General features: G+C 55.6%; 19 protein-coding genes. 5 read left to right on the forward strand and 14 right to left on the reverse strand.

The window, feature by feature from the left end; translation table 11 throughout:
- Positions 1 to 53: 53 nt before the first annotated feature.
- The 5 genes from pheS to thrS form a co-directional block, all read right to left on the reverse strand.
- Positions 54 to 1,070 carry a phenylalanine--tRNA ligase subunit alpha gene (pheS, locus tag ABRP31_RS16550; RefSeq protein WP_087265010.1) on the reverse strand — a complete coding sequence of 339 codons (1,017 nt, stop codon included), beginning with the start codon at positions 1,068 to 1,070 and terminating at the stop codon, positions 54 to 56.
- Between the two features lie 107 nt (positions 1,071 to 1,177).
- Positions 1,178 to 1,534 (reverse strand): 50S ribosomal protein L20, encoded by a 357-nt coding sequence (rplT, locus tag ABRP31_RS16555; protein WP_007905879.1) that lies wholly within the window; start codon positions 1,532 to 1,534, stop codon positions 1,178 to 1,180.
- A 28-nt stretch (positions 1,535 to 1,562) separates the two neighbouring features.
- Entirely contained in the window at positions 1,563 to 1,757 is a 195-nt protein-coding gene (gene rpmI, locus ABRP31_RS16560) for a 50S ribosomal protein L35 (protein ID WP_002553160.1), read from the reverse strand.
- A gap of 60 nt (positions 1,758 to 1,817) precedes the next feature.
- Positions 1,818 to 2,369: a translation initiation factor IF-3 gene (gene infC, locus ABRP31_RS16565; protein ID WP_169857083.1), complete on the reverse strand. Its 552-nt coding sequence runs from the start codon at positions 2,367 to 2,369 to the stop codon at positions 1,818 to 1,820.
- On the reverse strand, positions 2,369 to 4,291 hold the full coding sequence (thrS, locus tag ABRP31_RS16570) for a threonine--tRNA ligase (RefSeq protein WP_087265011.1): 1,923 nt from the start codon (positions 4,289 to 4,291) through the stop codon (positions 2,369 to 2,371). Before thrS ends, infC begins: the two co-directional genes overlap by 1 nt.
- Positions 4,292 to 4,658: 367 nt before the next feature.
- Here thrS and ABRP31_RS16575 point away from each other — a divergent pair, with 367 nt between their 5' ends.
- Positions 4,659 to 4,955 carry a hypothetical protein gene (locus tag ABRP31_RS16575; protein ID WP_349969370.1) on the forward strand — a complete coding sequence of 99 codons (297 nt, stop codon included), beginning with the start codon at positions 4,659 to 4,661 and terminating at the stop codon, positions 4,953 to 4,955.
- A gap of 302 nt (positions 4,956 to 5,257) precedes the next feature.
- Positions 5,258 to 5,470, forward strand: a complete 213-nt coding sequence (locus ABRP31_RS16580; protein ID WP_003179963.1) for a cold-shock protein — start codon at positions 5,258 to 5,260, stop codon at positions 5,468 to 5,470.
- A 64-nt stretch (positions 5,471 to 5,534) separates the two neighbouring features.
- On the opposite strand, the gene ABRP31_RS16585 is transcribed toward ABRP31_RS16580, so the two are convergent.
- Positions 5,535 to 5,849: an I78 family peptidase inhibitor gene (locus ABRP31_RS16585; RefSeq protein ID WP_087265013.1), complete on the reverse strand. Its 315-nt coding sequence runs from the start codon at positions 5,847 to 5,849 to the stop codon at positions 5,535 to 5,537.
- 307 nt (positions 5,850 to 6,156) lie between these two features.
- Between ABRP31_RS16585 and ABRP31_RS16590 the strand changes: the two genes are divergently transcribed.
- Entirely contained in the window at positions 6,157 to 6,351 is a 195-nt protein-coding gene (locus tag ABRP31_RS16590; RefSeq protein WP_087265014.1) for a hypothetical protein, read from the forward strand.
- A gap of 32 nt (positions 6,352 to 6,383) precedes the next feature.
- Here the strand turns inward: ABRP31_RS16590 and ABRP31_RS16595 are convergent, their stop codons facing one another.
- The 8 genes from ABRP31_RS16595 to ABRP31_RS16630 form a co-directional block, all read right to left on the reverse strand.
- Positions 6,384 to 7,424: a nucleoside hydrolase gene (locus ABRP31_RS16595; protein ID WP_349969373.1), complete on the reverse strand. Its 1,041-nt coding sequence runs from the start codon at positions 7,422 to 7,424 to the stop codon at positions 6,384 to 6,386.
- A 40-nt stretch (positions 7,425 to 7,464) separates the two neighbouring features.
- Positions 7,465 to 7,869: a D-ribose pyranase gene (gene rbsD, locus ABRP31_RS16600; protein WP_087265016.1), complete on the reverse strand. Its 405-nt coding sequence runs from the start codon at positions 7,867 to 7,869 to the stop codon at positions 7,465 to 7,467.
- Entirely contained in the window at positions 7,866 to 8,813 is a 948-nt protein-coding gene (rbsK, locus tag ABRP31_RS16605) for a ribokinase (protein WP_349969374.1), read from the reverse strand. The genes rbsD and rbsK overlap by 4 nt, the downstream gene beginning before the upstream one ends.
- A gap of 19 nt (positions 8,814 to 8,832) precedes the next feature.
- The gene (locus ABRP31_RS16610; RefSeq protein WP_349969375.1) at positions 8,833 to 9,837 is read right to left on the reverse strand and encodes a LacI family DNA-binding transcriptional regulator; all 1,005 of its coding nucleotides are present in this window, start codon (positions 9,835 to 9,837) and stop codon (positions 8,833 to 8,835) included.
- 1 nt (position 9,838) lies between these two features.
- Positions 9,839 to 10,834 (reverse strand): ABC transporter permease, encoded by a 996-nt coding sequence (locus ABRP31_RS16615; protein ID WP_349969376.1) that lies wholly within the window; start codon positions 10,832 to 10,834, stop codon positions 9,839 to 9,841.
- Positions 10,834 to 12,384 carry a sugar ABC transporter ATP-binding protein gene (locus tag ABRP31_RS16620; RefSeq protein ID WP_087265020.1) on the reverse strand — a complete coding sequence of 517 codons (1,551 nt, stop codon included), beginning with the start codon at positions 12,382 to 12,384 and terminating at the stop codon, positions 10,834 to 10,836. Before ABRP31_RS16620 ends, ABRP31_RS16615 begins: the two co-directional genes overlap by 1 nt.
- Positions 12,385 to 12,440: 56 nt before the next feature.
- A complete protein-coding gene (locus tag ABRP31_RS16625) occupies positions 12,441 to 13,403 on the reverse strand; it encodes a sugar ABC transporter substrate-binding protein (RefSeq protein WP_087265021.1) in 963 nt (320 codons plus the stop codon).
- Between the two features lie 148 nt (positions 13,404 to 13,551).
- Positions 13,552 to 13,938: a hypothetical protein gene (locus ABRP31_RS16630; protein WP_349969377.1), complete on the reverse strand. Its 387-nt coding sequence runs from the start codon at positions 13,936 to 13,938 to the stop codon at positions 13,552 to 13,554.
- Positions 13,939 to 14,146: 208 nt separating this feature from the next.
- Between ABRP31_RS16630 and ABRP31_RS16635 the strand changes: the two genes are divergently transcribed.
- Complete coding sequence (locus ABRP31_RS16635; RefSeq protein WP_238599524.1) at positions 14,147 to 14,398, forward strand: DUF1654 domain-containing protein; 252 nt, start codon at positions 14,147 to 14,149, stop codon at positions 14,396 to 14,398.
- A 4-nt stretch (positions 14,399 to 14,402) separates the two neighbouring features.
- Complete coding sequence (locus tag ABRP31_RS16640) at positions 14,403 to 15,104, forward strand: endonuclease I family protein (RefSeq protein WP_349969379.1); 702 nt, start codon at positions 14,403 to 14,405, stop codon at positions 15,102 to 15,104.
- Positions 15,105 to 15,392: the final 288 nt, after the last annotated feature.

The following is a 15,392-nucleotide window of genomic DNA, read 5'->3' on the forward strand; positions in this document are numbered from 1 at the left end:
GGCGACTCCGGTGCTCTGCGACAGCGGCCAGTGGCAGGCTGTGGCGAAGCGCCTCAGCGAAATTGCGCGAGGAACCGCAAGTCGTTGTCGAAGAACAGACGCAAGTCGTTGACGCCGTAACGCAGCATGGCCAGACGCTCCACGCCCATGCCGAAGGCAAAGCCCGAGAACTCTTCAGGGTCAATGCCAGACATACGCAGCACGTTCGGGTGAACCATGCCGCAGCCCATCACTTCCAGCCAGCCAGTCTGCTTGCAGACACGGCAGCCTTTGCCGCTGCACATCACACATTCCATGTCGACTTCAGCGGAAGGCTCGGTGAACGGGAAGTAGGACGGACGGAAACGCACGGCCAGTTCTTTTTCGAAGAACACGCGCAGAAACTCTTCGATAGTGCCTTTGAGGTCGGCGAAGTTGATGTCGCGATCAACCAGCAGGCCTTCGACCTGATGGAACATCGGCGAGTGAGTAATATCGGAATCGCTGCGGTACACGCGACCCGGGCAGACAATGCGGATCGGCGGACGCTGTGATTCCATAGTGCGGACCTGTACCGGGGAGGTATGGGTGCGCAGCAGCATGTTCGCATTGAAGTAGAAGGTATCGTGCATCGACCGGGCCGGGTGGTGGCCTGGGATGTTGAGCGCTTCGAAGTTGTGGTAATCGTCTTCCACCTCAGGACCTTCGGCAATGCCGTAGCCAATGTGGGTGAAGAATTGTTCGATGCGTTCCAGAGTACGGGTAACAGGATGCAGACCGCCTGAGGTCTGGCCGCGGCCAGGCAGGGTCACGTCAATGGACTCGGCGGCAAGTTTGGCGGCAAGATCCGCCTCCTCGAACTGCGCCTTGCGAGTATTGAGAACCTCTGTGACACGCTCCTTGGCGACGTTGATCAGGGCGCCAACTTGCGGACGCTCTTCTGCAGGCAAATTCCCCAGGGTCTTCATCACCTGAGTCAACTCACCTTTCTTGCCAAGGTATTGAACCCGGATTTGCTCCAGGGCATTGATATCTTCAGCGCTCTGCACAGCCTCAAGAGCTTGCGAGACCAGCGCGTCCAGGTTTTCCATGTACAGACTCCAGATACGAAATAGGGGAAGAGCTTTTAAGGCTCTTCCCCTATTTATGACGTTTAACACCGAACCCCAGAAACTGGAGCCCGGTGATTGTCGGGGACTTAGGCCAAAGTGGCTTTAGCTTTCTCGACAATCGCAGCAAACGCCGCTTTTTCGTTCACTGCCAGATCAGCCAGAACCTTACGGTCGATCTCGATGGACGCTTTTTTCAGGCCGGCGATGAAACGGCTGTAGGACAGACCGTTGATACGAGCACCAGCGTTGATACGAGCGATCCACAGAGCGCGGAACTGACGTTTTTTCTGACGACGGTCACGGTAGGCGTATTGGCCTGCCTTGATTACCGCTTGCTTGGCAACACGGAATACGCGTGAACGCGCGCCGTAGTAGCCTTTAGCAAGTTTCAGAATTTTTTTGTGACGCTTACGGGCAATGACGCCACGCTTTACACGAGCCATGAGTTACTTCCTCTATTCTTGATCAAAATTAACGAAGGCGCAGCATGCGCTCGACTTTTGCCACGTCAGACGGATGCAGCAAGCTGCTACCGCGCAGTTGACGCTTACGCTTGGTCGACATTTTGGTCAGGATGTGGCTCTTGAAAGCGTGTTTGTGCTTGATGCCGTTAGCAGTTTTCAAAAACCGCTTAGCTGCACCACTTTTAGTCTTCATCTTTGGCATGTTCGGATACTCCGCATTCAGTTGATAAACATAACCGCAAGGCCTGCCGTGCCCTGGTGGTTATTTCTTCTTTTTCGGGGCGATGACCATAATCAGCTGGCGTCCTTCCATCTTAGGATGCTGCTCAACGGAACCGTATTCAAGAAGGTCACCTTCAACCCGCTTCAACAGTTCCATGCCCAGCTCCTGGTGGGCCATCTCACGACCGCGGAATCTTAACGATACCTTGGCCCTGTCCCCGTCACTCAGGAAACGTACCAGGTTGCGTAGTTTTACCTGGTAATCCCCTTCCTCCGTCCCTGGACGAAACTTGATTTCTTTAACCTGAATCTGCTTCTGGTTTTTCTTCGCGGCAGCAATCTGCTTCTTCTTTTCGAAGATCGATTTGCCGTAGTCCATCAGCTTGCAAACAGGGGGTACTGCATCGGCGGAAATCTCCACCAGATCCAGTTTGGCCTCTTCAGCCTTAAGAAGCGCGTCTTCAATTGACACAATCCCAAGCTGCTCGCCTTCAGCTCCAATTAACCGAACCTCGCGTGCCGAGATATTCTCGTTGATCGGGGCTTTCGGTGCAGCTCGTTTATCTTGTCTCATTTCACGCTTAATAGTAATTACTCCGAATCTTGGCGACCACGCCGGGAAACCGCTTGTGCGAGGAATTCAGCGAACTGGGCGACCGGCATCGAGCCGAGGTCTGCACCTTCGCGTGTACGCACAGCGACAGTTTGCATTTCAACTTCCCGATCTCCAATCACGAGGAGATAAGGGACCTTGAGCAAAGTATGCTCACGGATTTTAAAGCCGATCTTTTCATTTCTCAAGTCGGACTTGGCACGAAACCCGCTTTCGGCAAGAATTTTTTCCACTTCAAGGGCAAAATCTGCCTGTTTATCAGTGATATTCATGATCACTGCCTGAGTGGGCGCCAGCCAGGCTGGGAACGCACCTTCATAGTGCTCGATCAGAATCCCGATGAAACGCTCGAAGGAACCAAGAATCGCGCGGTGCAACATCACCGGATGCTTACGACTGTTGTCTTCGGAGACGTATTCGGCACTCAAACGAATCGGCAGGTTAAAATCGAGCTGCAGAGTACCACACTGCCAGACACGACCCAGGCAGTCTTTCAACGAAAACTCGATCTTCGGACCGTAGAATGCACCTTCGCCCGGCTGCAGATCATAAGGCAGACCCGCGCTATCCAGTGCCGATGCCAGTGCGCTTTCAGCGCGATCCCACAGCTCATCGGAACCCACACGCTTTTCAGGACGGGTTGAAAGCTTCAGTTCGATGTCCTTGAAGCCGAAGTCGGCATAGACATCCAGAGTCAGCTTGATGAATGCTGCGGACTCAGCCTGCATCTGGTCTTCAGTACAGAAGATGTGTGCATCGTCCTGAGTGAAACCACGGACACGCATGATCCCGTGCAGGGCACCGGACGGCTCGTTACGGTGGCAGGCACCGAACTCGGCCAGACGCATAGGCAGCTCGCGATAGCTTTTCAGGCCCTGATTGAACACCTGCACGTGGCATGGGCAGTTCATCGGTTTGATTGCGTAATCGCGGCTCTCGGACTCAGTGGTGAACATGTTATCGGCGTAGTTCGCCCAGTGACCGGACTTTTCCCACAGGGAGCGATCCACCACCTGCGGAGTTTTGATCTCCAGATAACCATTCTCGCGCTGCACTTTACGCATGTACTGCTCAAGCACCTGATACAGGGCCCAACCCTGTGGATGCCAAAACACCATGCCCGGCGCTTCTTCCTGGGTGTGAAACAGGCCGAGACGCTTGCCGATCTTACGGTGATCGCGTTTTTCAGCTTCTTCGATGCGCTGGATGTAAGCCGCCAGTTGCTTCTTGTCGGCCCAGGCGGTGCCATAGACACGTTGCAACTGCTCGTTCTTCGCGTCGCCGCGCCAGTAAGCACCGGACAGCTTGGTCAGTTTGAACGATTTGAGGAAGCGAGTGTTCGGCACGTGCGGACCGCGGCACATGTCGACATATTCTTCGTGGTAGTACAGACCCATGGTCTGCTGCTCTGGCATGTCTTCTACCAGACGCAGCTTGTAATCTTCGTGACGCGCGGTGAAAACGTCGATCACCTCGGCGCGCGGCGTCACCTTCTTGATGACGTCGTAATCTTTTTCGATCAGTTGCTGCATGCGCTGCTCGATCGCCGCCATGTCATCAGGCGTGAACGGGCGCTCGTAAGCGATATCGTAATAAAAGCCGTCATCAATGACTGGCCCGATAACCATTTTTGCAGTCGGGTACAGCTGCTTGACCGCATGACCTACCAAGTGGGCGCACGAGTGGCGGATGATCTCCAGCCCTTCCTGGTCCTTGGGGGTAATGATTTGCAGGCTGGCATCTTTTTCGATCAGATCGCTGGCATCGACCAGTTGACCGTCGACTTTTCCTGCAACGGTGGCCTTGGCCAAACCGGCACCAATGGAAAGCGCGACCTCGGCTACGGAAACCGGGTGATCGAATGAACGTTGACTGCCGTCGGGAAGAGTAATGGTGGGCATGGCGCCTCCTCTCCTAGTGGTGACCCCTACCAAAGGTCACGTGGGTTGGGATGAGCCAGTACGTGATCCGGTGGTGTGCCTGCCTCACAGTGGCAGGAGCCTTGCGGCCAACCTTGAACCGAACCAGATGACTGGATTAAACAAAAAACTGCGTAGCAACGGCGAAATGAGCAACAGCCAAGCGCTAGCAGATATAAAGGACGCGCATCCTAGCACAGCTCAGCACGATCACACGCACACCGGATCAATCAATCGCACTTCAGATATCCGCTCCGTTCGAATAAGCGCTGAACTGGTGCGCGTTATGGCCGTCAGATGGTTGTGCAATCCATCGCAAACTCGTTATGCCCCATAAAAGGAAAACGCCATGAAGCTTCTACGTCTATTAGCCCTGCTCGCCCCTGTCGCACTGGCAGTGCCACTCAGCGCTCAGGCAGCCATGAGCGCCCCAACTAAAGCAAAATTCATTAATGATTGCGTAGCCACCGCGGGTAAGAAGCTGGATGAAAAATCAGCCAAGGCTCATTGCGAGTGCGGAGCGGACCAAGTGAGCAAGAACTTCAGCAGCGCTGAAATTGAAAAAATGAGCAATGACAATCTGCCACCAACCCCTGCACAGGCTGCAAAAATGAAGGATTTAGTTTCCAAAAACTGCACTAAATAAAAAAATAATTCATTTATATGATTCCGTAGAGCGTCGCGGGGCGTGTTGCAACAACACTTCACGAAAAATCTGGAAGCCTTGAAATACGTGCCTTTCAGCCCCGCCAACTGATTCAGCACTTGTCAACGCCATCCCGAATTCTGCTGTGCTCGCCGGACTTATTCCCAGCTTACTTACGACAACCGCTCAAAGTTCTTACTGAAAAAGTTCTACATTCCCACATTTCGACTATGATAGGCCGGTGTGCCCAGTTGGCCTGAGCAACACGTACACTGAAAAAATTATGTTCTTGGAGATTCACCATGTCTAATCGCCAAACCGGCACCGTAAAATGGTTCAACGACGAAAAAGGCTTCGGCTTTATCACCCCACAGGGTGGCGGTGACGACCTGTTCGTACACTTCAAAGCTATCGAAAGCGACGGTTTCAAAAGCCTGAAAGAAGGCCAAACCGTTTCCTTCGTGGCTGAGAAAGGCCAAAAGGGCATGCAAGCTGCTCAGGTTCGTCCGGAGTAATCCGAGCGATCTAAAAAAACCCCGTCACTGACGGGGTTTTTTTATGGATACAAAAAAGCTCGAATCAACCGCAGTTGACCCGCACAACCTTGCCATTGGCATCGGTGTTGAGGTTGACTCGGTTGGAGCGATATTCCAGCGTGACCATGTCATTGGCCCCAATGAACCGTGCATCTTGCGCACCCGCCTTCGCTCGCGCTTGAGCCAGCAAGGCAGCTGATGCCTGCTGACCTACCGCAAACTGGGCACCTGCGGCGTCACAGCGCCCTCCAGCAGTTGGCGTACTCGGTTCTTGAGCGGCTGGTTCAGACGTACTGCTGCACCCTGCCATTAACGACAAAGCAACAACCAACCCGACTGAAGAGATTTTCCACGGCATACAGACTCCTTGACCGATAAACAAAAGCTGAACTCTTGCGACAGCGCCACACCTCATTCGTTGCAACACATGGCCAGTTCAAGGCCATCACTACAGACCGCTGCGCAGTCTGCCCGAGCTGATTGCCCCACGTGAAAGCAAATCGTCACAAAACATGAGTTTACGCACCCGCCCACTGATTGCCCCGGTCGTACAGCCTTAGGTCGCAGTGTCAAACAGCACCTGAAATGCTTTACTGGGTTCAGCGTCGGCCGCTCAGGCTAATCCGCGCACAGGCTCTTCCTAAAGACGACGAGACGAGGCAGCAATGGCAGTCGTATCCATCGATGCAGACATCAAGGCGAAATGGCCGCAAGGACACTCATCACATAGCCCGGGAAACCCCGAGGAGCTGGCGATCATTGCCGTGGACTTGCTGGTGAAGGAGTTAGGTAGCGAAGGCGCCCTGGCATTTATCACGCAAGTGCTCGCCCGCTACCCGAGCGAAACCGGCACAGCGTAAAAAGCGCACGAGCCAGTCTGCTGAAGGGACGGTTATTTAAGGCGTGAGAGTCGACTGGTCAACAGATCGAAGAAGCCCTGTGCGTCGCCACTTTCAACCCAGAACACATTTTTGTCCCGACCGAGCGTGTCGTACCAGTCAGCAACAGTCTGACCAAAGCCTACGCCTTCGCGACTATCGATAGCCACGTTGATCTGCCTTCCGCTGAACAGCTCAGGCTTAAGCAGCCAGGCGATGACGCTGGCGTCATGCACTGGACCACCGGGCAGACCGTAGTGCTCCATATCAAGCTTCACGTACTCATTGAGAATGTTGCCTACCAGTTTGCCTGCCTGATTATTCAACGCTGCAATCTGTTTCAGACGCTGCTCACTGGTGAGAATTTTGTGGGTCACATCCAGCGGCAGATAGGTCAACTTCACGCCACTGGCCAAAACCACTTGAGCCGCATGTGGGTCAGCGAACAAGTTGAATTCGGCAACCGGCGTGATATTACCGCCATTGAAGTGCGCCCCGCCCATCACCACAACTTCCTTGATGCCCTGCGTGATCTCAGGGTCCTGAACCAATGCAAGCGCCAGGTTGGTTTGCGGCCCGAGCATGGCAATGGTAATGCTGTGCGGTTCGGCCTTGCGCAAGGTGTCGATCAGGTATTGCACCGCACTGCCCTGAGCCAGCCCTTGCTTGGGTTCATGCACGGGGACACCGGGCAAACCTTCCTGGCCGTGAACATTTTCTGCGTAGATCGGTGTACGCACCAAGGGCTTTGACGCACCGGCATACACCGGCACGTCTTCGCGCCCTGCCCACTCGCGAGCCAGACGGGCATTACGCGAAGTTTTGTCCAGACGCACATTGCCGGCCACGGTAGTAATCGCCAGAACGTTCAACTCCTCGGGCGATGCCAGTGCAAGCAACAAAGCCACCACGTCATCAGCCCCCGGATCGGTGTCGATGATCAAATCGCGCTTTTGCGCGGCGTAGGTAACGCTTGCACTGAGAATGGACAAAAGCAGCAGGCTCCGAAGAAACTGTTTGAGAAGAAAGTGTTTACCGAGACACAACGCTTGCATAGCGAACTCCCTGTTCAGATTAAACGTTCATTACGGACAGTCAGAAAACCACACCGGCGACCAATGCAATATTGCTATATGGCTCGCACTCGCCAGTACGTACAATTGCTTTGGCACTTTTGCTCAGGGTCTTGAGGGCCTCATGGCTGAGCAGCCGCTGTTCCCCCAGATCACCGTCCAGATTCAGCCCTTCGATAACACTCAGAGCGGGCGGTTTCTTGAACATGATCTCTTCGGCCAGCACATGGCTTTCGACCTGCATTTCGCTCAATACGGTATCCAGCACACTGGCGAAATCGGCCATCCCACGGGTCACTGCCAGATCAATCAATTCCACGCCCGCCGGGATAGGCATGCCAGCGTCAACGATCATCACGATATCGCCGTGCCCCAGGGAAGCGATCACGCGAGACAGAGCGATGTTGAGCAAGGGTGTTTTTTTCATGTGAGGTCAAACCTTTCTACTTCAGCGCTATCAGGGATGGAAGGCTGCGCACCCGCTCGGGTTACCGACAATGCCGCAGCCTTTTGTGCGAAACGAATCGCCTCAGCCTCAGTACGACCTTGAGCCAGCGCCGCAGCGAAACCACCGACAAATGTATCACCCGCAGCGGTGCTGTCGACCGCAGTGACACGCGGCGCAGAAAACTGTTCGATGCCCTGCGCGGACGCCAGCAACGCGCCCTGCTCACCCAACGTAATGATCACCTTGCCTGCGCCCGCAGCCAGCAGGGATTGAGCCGCACGCTCTGCGGACACCGCAGAGTCCACCACGATCCCGCTCAGTATTGCTGCCTCAGTCTCATTGGGAATCAGGTAATCAATCAACGAATACCACTGTTCGGGCAGCGCAGCAGATGCCGGAGCCGGATTGAGAATAACGGTCTTGCCCAGTTCACGCGCACGACGCAACACATGCGCAACGGTGGGCACCGGCACTTCCAGCTGACAAATCACCACCTGAGAAGCACCAAGCAACGCGTCGAAACGGTCAATCACATCTGGAGTCAGCTGGCCGTTGCCCCCTGCGACGATGATGATCGCGTTCTGACCATTGGCATCCACCACAATCGAAGCAATGCCGGTGGACACGCCCGGCACGGTGGTCAGCCCCTGACAATCAATCTGCTCAGCCGCCAGTGCAGCGCGCAACTGCTCGCCATAGGCGTCATCACCCACGCAACCGATCATTGCCACCCTTGCACCCAGCCGAGCCGCTGCGACCGCCTGATTGGCACCCTTGCCGCCGGACACAGTGGCAAACGAATCCCCGCTCAAGGTTTCCCCCGGACCCGGCAAGCGTTGCGCACGCGTGACCAGATCCATATTCAAACTGCCGACCACAACAACCTGGGCGTGCGACAGGTGCGCATTCTTGTTTGTGCTCATCGCGGTTACTCAACGTAATTCATGAAATAGGCGGCGCGGTTGACTCGCGCAACACAATGCTCGGCGTCACAACACGCTGCTCGGTAGCGCCTTCAAACGCCCCTGATATGCGCCGCAACAACATCTGCGCGGCACTCTCACCCAACTCGACAATTGACTGCCCCACCGTGGTCAGGGCCGGATACACATAGCGACTCATTTCGATGTCATCGAACCCCACCACTGACAGATCCCTTGGCACCTGAATACCGCGCTCGGCCGCAGCACGCAGCACCCCGATCCCGATCATGTCATTGCCAGCGAAGATGGCGGTCGGGGGGGTGCCCGATAACAGGCCGACTGCCGCCTGATAGCCCCCCGGACTGGTGTAGTCGCTTTCGATTATCCAGTGGGGCTCTACGTGAATGTCGGCTTGCGCCATGGCCAGCTCATAGCCACGGAACCGCAACCGCGCCACGCTGGTTTGCGACGGGCCTCGAATGCAGGCGATATGCCTATGACCCAACCCCAGCAAATGCCGGGTCGCCAGGTAGCCACCCAGCTCGTGATCAATGCGCACCAGATCGGCGTCAATGCCTTCGAGTTCCCGGTCAACCACCACCATGGGCGTACGGACACCTGCAAGGCCGCCATCCAGACCGGGGTCACCGCCCACTGAAGACACGATCAGGCCATCGACACGCTTCTCCAGCAGTACCCGCAAATAGCCCCGTTGCTTATCCGCGTTGTCGTCGCAGTTACACAGGATGACGCAGAAACCATTGCGCTCGCAGTAGTCTTCAATGCCTCGTGCCAACTCGGCAAAATAGGGATTCACGCCATTAGGAATCAGCAGCCCAATGGTCGATGTCGACTTGGCCTTGAGGGAGCGAGCGACAGCGCTAGGCACATAATCCAGTTGCTGAATGGCAGCCTCGACCTTGATCCTGACCTCGTCGCTCACGGGCCTGGATTTGTTCAGGACATGAGAAACCGTGGTGTAGGAAATACCAGCCAGCGCCGCCACATCCTTGATCGTCGCCATGTCAGACCTGGCGCTTGGCGCGGTGACTGCGATAAGTGTCGAGCACCACCGCAATGACAATCACCGCGCCGGTAATGATCCGCTTGGTCGGCTCTGTAGCCCCCATCTGCGCCAGTCCGGCCGCCAGCACGGAAATGATCAGTACGCCAAAAAAGGTACTGATGATGGAACCGCGCCCGCCCATCAGGCTTGTACCGCCAATGACCACTGCGGCGATAACTTGCAGCTCAAGGCCTGAGCCAGCGTTGGGGTCAGCCGCCTCCAGACGGGAAATCTGGAACAGCGCAGCCACGCCCGCCAATAGCCCCATCAACGAAAACACCAGAATCTTGTAAGGCTTGGGATTGATCCCTGCCAGCCGCACGGCCTCCTCGTTGGTGCCAATGCCGATCAGGTAACGCCCGAATACCGTGCGGGTGAGCAGCGCCTGAGCGGCGAAAATCACCAGCAAGGCGATCACAAACGATGGAGAGATGCCGAACGCAAAAGGATTCGATAACCAGGCATAGGAGTCGCCAATGTATGCCGTGCGCGAGTCGGTCATCTGGTACGCCACGCCACGAGCCATTTCCAGCACGCCCAATGACACGATGAATGAAGGAATGCGCCAGGCAACAGTAATCGACCCGGTGATGGTGCCCGCCAGGGTGGCGCACGCCATGCCAAACAGTGCCGCCGGAAAAATGCTCCAGCCCCAGCCGAGAATGGCCACGCTGACCGCTGAAGCTGCAAGCGCCAGCACCGAGCCTACCGACAGATCAATACCGCCGATTATCAGCACAAAGGTCATGCCCACCGCCAACACCATCAAGTCTGGGATCTGGTTGGCAATGGTGCTAAAGGTGCCATACGAGAGAAAGTGGTCACTGAGCAGCGAGAACAACACGATCATCGCCAGCAAAGCACCTGCCAGGCCTAGATAAGTCCCCAGGCCAAAATAGGTGCCGCCACGCTTGGCGGTTGAAGGCAAAGCCGTTGAAGGGGTTGAGGTTTTCATCAAGCAGTCCTCGGCGCAGCTTCACTGAGCAGCGCGTCGCGTTTTTGGTAGCCGGCAAATGCGGCAGCAAGCAATTCGTCCTGGGTCCAGCTGTCGCGCTCGAAGGTTTCGATCAGGCGCCCGGCAGACAGCACGCCTATGCGGTCACAGATCAGCATCAGCTCGCGCAAATCACTGGAGACCACGACCAGCGCCCGGCCCTGACGGGTCAGCTCACCGAACAACCCGTAGATATCAAATTTGGCCCCGACATCGATGCCGCGGGTTGGCTCATCGAACAGCATGATCGGGCAGTCACGCTCGAGCCATCGACCAATTACTACCTTCTGCTGATTGCCACCAGACAACTCCGACACCAGTTGCGCCGGGCCGGAACTGCGGATGTGCATGGCGTCAATCTGCCGTTGCGCAAGGCTCATCTCATCCTGGGTTTTGACCAGCCCGCCTGCTGAGACTGCGTCCATATTGCCCAAGGCGATATTGGCGCCGATGGACTGGGTCAGCAAAAGCCCCTCGCCCTTGCGGTCTTCAGTTATTAACGCGATACCCTGACGAACAGCGTCGGCAGGCGAGCGAATGGAAGCGCTGCGAAGGGGTGACCCCAGCTCGATGCTGCCGCTGTCGGCAAGATCGGCACCATAGATAAGGCGCAGAAGCTCGGTGCGCCCGGCACCGATCAATCCGGAAATACCGAAAATCTCGCCCTTGCGCACCTGAAAAGAAACATCCCGGACTTTCTCGCCACGGCTCAGGCCTTTGAGGCTCAGCGCTACCTCACCGATCTGGCGCTCGCCCAGATCGATCTTGTCACCCAGCTCGCGCCCGACCATCAATGTCACCAACTGCTCGCTGCTGTAATTGGCGATGGAATCGACGCACACCAGCTTGCCGTCGCGCAGTACAGCAATGCGTTGCGCAACACGCTGCAGTTCTTCAAGACGGTGAGAGATGTAGATGATGGATACACCGCGCGCCTGCAGGCGGGTGATCTGCTCAAACAACATCTCGACCTCCCGAGCGGTCAGCATCGCGGTCGGCTCGTCGAGAATCAGCACCCGACAATCACCGATCAGGTTGCGGGCGATCTCGACCATTTGCTGATGACCGATGCCCAGCTCGCTGACCAGCGTATCCGGGTCGATAGCGTCCAGCCCCACTTGAGCCATGGCCTGAATCGCATCTTCGCGCAGACGTTTGCGATTGATCCAGCCCGCACGGCGCGGCAGGTTGTCAAGAAACAGGTTTTCGGCGACAGAGAGCGTTGGCAGAAGGTTGAGCTCCTGCATCACCATGCGTACACCCAGCTTTTCTGCCTGGGTCCGATTGGCCGGCTGATAACGCTCGCCCTGAAATTGCATCTGCCCAGTGGTGGGCGTTTCCAGGCCGCCGATGATTTTCGAAAGGGTACTTTTCCCCGCGCCGTTCTCCCCTGTGAGGGCCAGTACTTCGCCGCGCATCAACGTCAGGTCGATGCCGCCGAGTACCGGTTGCGCGTAGGTCTTACCTATACCGCTGACAGATAGCACAGCGGTTTGAGTAGAAGCCGACATAAAACTCTCCGTGCACCTGCCCGGACCGGGCAGATGCATTCATTCGGCGAAGGGGGTTACAGCTTGGAATGGGTGATCAGAGTGACCGGCGTTTCGATGACGCCATTAACGGTCTCGACTTTTTCACCCTTGAGAATCTTCAAGGCCGCGTCGATACCGAACATGGCTTGCCTGGCGGCGAACTGATCAGCAGTGGCCAGTACTCGACCATCCGCGATCATTGGCTGAATAGCCTTGATGTTGTCATAGCCTACTACTTTGACCTGCCCCGCTTTCCCGGCAGCGCGCACAGCAGACACAGCACCCAGCGCCATGCTGTCATTACCGGCCAGCAACGCTTTCAGGTTCGGGTGAGCGTTGAGCATCTGCGAAGCAATGGTATTACCTTTGTCGATTTCCCAGCTGCCGGACTGCACAGACACGATCTTCATCTGCCTGGCTTCCATAGCGTCCTTGAATCCCGCTGTGCGCTGCTGAGCATTGGTGGTGGTGGAAACGCCTTCGATGATCCCGACCTCATCACCCGGATTCAGGTCACGTGCCAGGTATTCACCCACCAGTCTGGCGCCTTTGCGATTGTCAGGACCGACAAACGGTACACTGATGCCTTTGCTTTTCAGCACCTCAGGATCGAGTTGATTGTCGATGTTCACCACCGTGATCCCGGCATCTACAGCCTTCTTGATGACCGGCACCAGCGCCTTGGAGTCTGCCGGGGCAATGACCAGTGCGTTGACTTTGGAAACGATCATTTGCTCAACGATGCGGATCTGGTTGGAGGTGTCCGACTCGTCTTTGATGCCGTTGGAGATCAGATCGAACTTGTCAGCGTTTTCTTTCTGATAAGCCTTCGCACCGTCTTCCATCGTCCGGAAGAACTCGTTTGCGAGAGATTTCATCACCAGCGCGACTTTTGGTTTTTCAGAGGATTCAGCGGATAACGCAGGGAGAGAGGTTGTTGCGGCAACAGCAGCGAGCATAGCAACGGCAAGAACGCGTCCAGCAAACGGCAGCTTCATAGGTACACTCCGATCTTATGATTATTGTGTCGGGCAACACGTAACGACCAGAATCGATGATCATGGCGCAAACGTTTGCGAGGAATGAACTATGAGAAACGTCGCGGAGATTGTCAACGTCCGCCAGCACCAAAATTCCAGCAGGAATTTACACCGTGATGTTCAGACCACCACTCCTGTCCAGCTCTTTGAACAACGAGGCGGACATCAGCAATATGGTCCCGGTGATGGCCGATATCTGATTTTGAAAGCTGGCCACTACGGCGTTTCGGGCAGCGAGATTTGAGTAAGACGCGTTTTCTGCGGCGTGCATCTTGCTTCGCAAGTCACGCAACTGAGCCTGCAATTCGGCTAAACGCTTGAGCAACTGTTTGGCTGAAACGCTCAGATGCTCAGAAATATCGCCGCTGACTTTTTGCTCTTCTGAAACGGTCTCAAGCTTGCTCTCCTCGTCCGCTACCGCTTCTGCACTGGCGGCGGAGCCTGCATTTACGCTGAAGACAGGTGCTGGAAAGCCCACCGTGGAAATGCTCATTACCGCCATCCTCCGTAATGAAGTCCTGCCCCAGCAATCGGCACCTTGAGTTTTTTCTTGAGCACTGGATGCTCAACGGCATGGCCGCTACCTGCAGACAATACTTGTGCAATCGCACAGACCTTTGCGTTTGTTCCTACAGCAGAGTTGCGAAACGGCCCACAGTGAAATACTGTATGCCCGTACAGCAACCCAAGGAACCCTTTCCGTGGCAAATCCAGGCACAGCAACTCAGTCCCTTCCCAGCTCTTACGAACGTTTAGGCGTGCGAGTACAAAAGATCATCAACTCGCCAACCGCGCAAAAAGCCAAAGCGGCGCTGATATTTCGCCTGCCAGACGAAATCGAGGATGAATGGAATCAGTTGCTCGAAGAGATCGCGGAAAACGACAACGTGACTCTCGCCTATCGAGATGATGGCGGCGTACAGATTTTCTGGACAGTGCCGAAGGAAGATTGACGGCATGATGGTGCGAACCCTTACCCTGCTCTGTACGACACTGCTCCTCACCGCTCCAATCACAGTCAATGCCGAAGCACCGCATACATTCAGTCAGGCGAAAAAAGTTGCCTGGGGCCTCTACTCAGCCCAGTCGACTGAGTTCTATTGCGGCTGTAAGTACAACGGCAACAAAGTCGATATCGCTGGCTGCGGCTACGTCCCACGCAAAAACGCCACGCGTGCCAAGCGCATTGAATGGGAGCACATCGTTCCTGCCTGGCAAATCGGTCACTTGCGCCAGTGTTGGCAGAACGGTGGTCGCAAGAACTGCACGAAAAATGACAAGATTTTCCAGCAAGCCGAAGCCGACCTGCACAATCTGGTGCCGAGCATTGGCGAGGTTAACGGGGACCGTAACAACTTTAGTTTTGGCTGGCTCCCAGCCCAGACCGGCCAGTACGGCTCCTGCCTGACTCAGGTTGATTTCAAGGCTAAAAAAGTCATGCCGCGGCCTTCCATTCGCGGAATGATTGCACGCACCTACTTCTATATGAGCAAGCAGTACAACTTGCGCCTGTCACGTCAGGATCAGCAGCTCTATCAGGCCTGGAACAAGACCTACCCGGTGGAAAGCTGGGAGCGTCAGCGCAACCAGAAGGTCGCGTGCGTGATGGGCCGTGGTAACGAGTTCGTTGGCCCGGTAGACCTGAAAAGCTGCGGTTAAAAGCACCTGCCTGAAGCCTCGAAGACATCCTCAAAGCAAGCGGCCCGTCAAGCGGGCCGCGACCGCAATGGCTTTAATCCATCCGCGATTTGCCACCCTAAAAAAACATCTCACCACTCATCGGAGATGTGTACAAATATGTCTAAATCAGTGTAAATCTCCCTTTCCTTTTTCAGACAAAAGGACATCCGGAGCAGTAGTACGATCCACGGCCGCTTGAAGTCTTTGCAAGCCTGTATCGATCTCTAAATGAACTGGCAGCACGCTGTTGAGCCTCATCAGGCTCAC

Source organism: Pseudomonas caspiana (genome assembly GCF_040224095.2).
Taxonomy (GTDB): Bacteria; Pseudomonadota; Gammaproteobacteria; order Pseudomonadales; family Pseudomonadaceae; genus Aquipseudomonas; species Aquipseudomonas caspiana.

Bases quoted from the DNA above. Each gene is read 5' to 3' on its own strand.
- pheS (WP_087265010.1), bottom strand. From the start codon at position 1,070: ATGGAAAACCTGGACGCGCTGGTCTCGCAAGCTCTTGAGGCTGTGCAG.
- rplT (WP_007905879.1), bottom strand. From the start codon at position 1,534: ATGGCTCGTGTAAAGCGTGGCGTCATTGCCCGTAAGCGTCACAAAAAA.
- rpmI (WP_002553160.1), bottom strand. From the start codon at position 1,757: ATGCCAAAGATGAAGACTAAAAGTGGTGCAGCTAAGCGGTTTTTGAAA.
- thrS (WP_087265011.1), bottom strand. From the start codon at position 4,291: ATGCCCACCATTACTCTTCCCGACGGCAGTCAACGTTCATTCGATCAC.
- ABRP31_RS16575 (WP_349969370.1), top strand. From the start codon at position 4,659: ATGAAGCTTCTACGTCTATTAGCCCTGCTCGCCCCTGTCGCACTGGCA.
- ABRP31_RS16580 (WP_003179963.1), top strand. From the start codon at position 5,258: ATGTCTAATCGCCAAACCGGCACCGTAAAATGGTTCAACGACGAAAAA.
- ABRP31_RS16585 (WP_087265013.1), bottom strand. From the start codon at position 5,849: ATGCCGTGGAAAATCTCTTCAGTCGGGTTGGTTGTTGCTTTGTCGTTA.
- ABRP31_RS16590 (WP_087265014.1), top strand. From the start codon at position 6,157: ATGGCAGTCGTATCCATCGATGCAGACATCAAGGCGAAATGGCCGCAA.
- ABRP31_RS16595 (WP_349969373.1), bottom strand. From the start codon at position 7,424: ATGCAAGCGTTGTGTCTCGGTAAACACTTTCTTCTCAAACAGTTTCTT.
- rbsD (WP_087265016.1), bottom strand. From the start codon at position 7,869: ATGAAAAAAACACCCTTGCTCAACATCGCTCTGTCTCGCGTGATCGCT.
- rbsK (WP_349969374.1), bottom strand. From the start codon at position 8,813: ATGAGCACAAACAAGAATGCGCACCTGTCGCACGCCCAGGTTGTTGTG.
- ABRP31_RS16610 (WP_349969375.1), bottom strand. From the start codon at position 9,837: ATGGCGACGATCAAGGATGTGGCGGCGCTGGCTGGTATTTCCTACACC.
- ABRP31_RS16615 (WP_349969376.1), bottom strand. From the start codon at position 10,834: ATGAAAACCTCAACCCCTTCAACGGCTTTGCCTTCAACCGCCAAGCGT.
- ABRP31_RS16620 (WP_087265020.1), bottom strand. From the start codon at position 12,384: ATGTCGGCTTCTACTCAAACCGCTGTGCTATCTGTCAGCGGTATAGGT.
- ABRP31_RS16625 (WP_087265021.1), bottom strand. From the start codon at position 13,403: ATGAAGCTGCCGTTTGCTGGACGCGTTCTTGCCGTTGCTATGCTCGCT.
- ABRP31_RS16630 (WP_349969377.1), bottom strand. From the start codon at position 13,938: ATGAGCATTTCCACGGTGGGCTTTCCAGCACCTGTCTTCAGCGTAAAT.
- ABRP31_RS16640 (WP_349969379.1), top strand. From the start codon at position 14,403: ATGATGGTGCGAACCCTTACCCTGCTCTGTACGACACTGCTCCTCACC.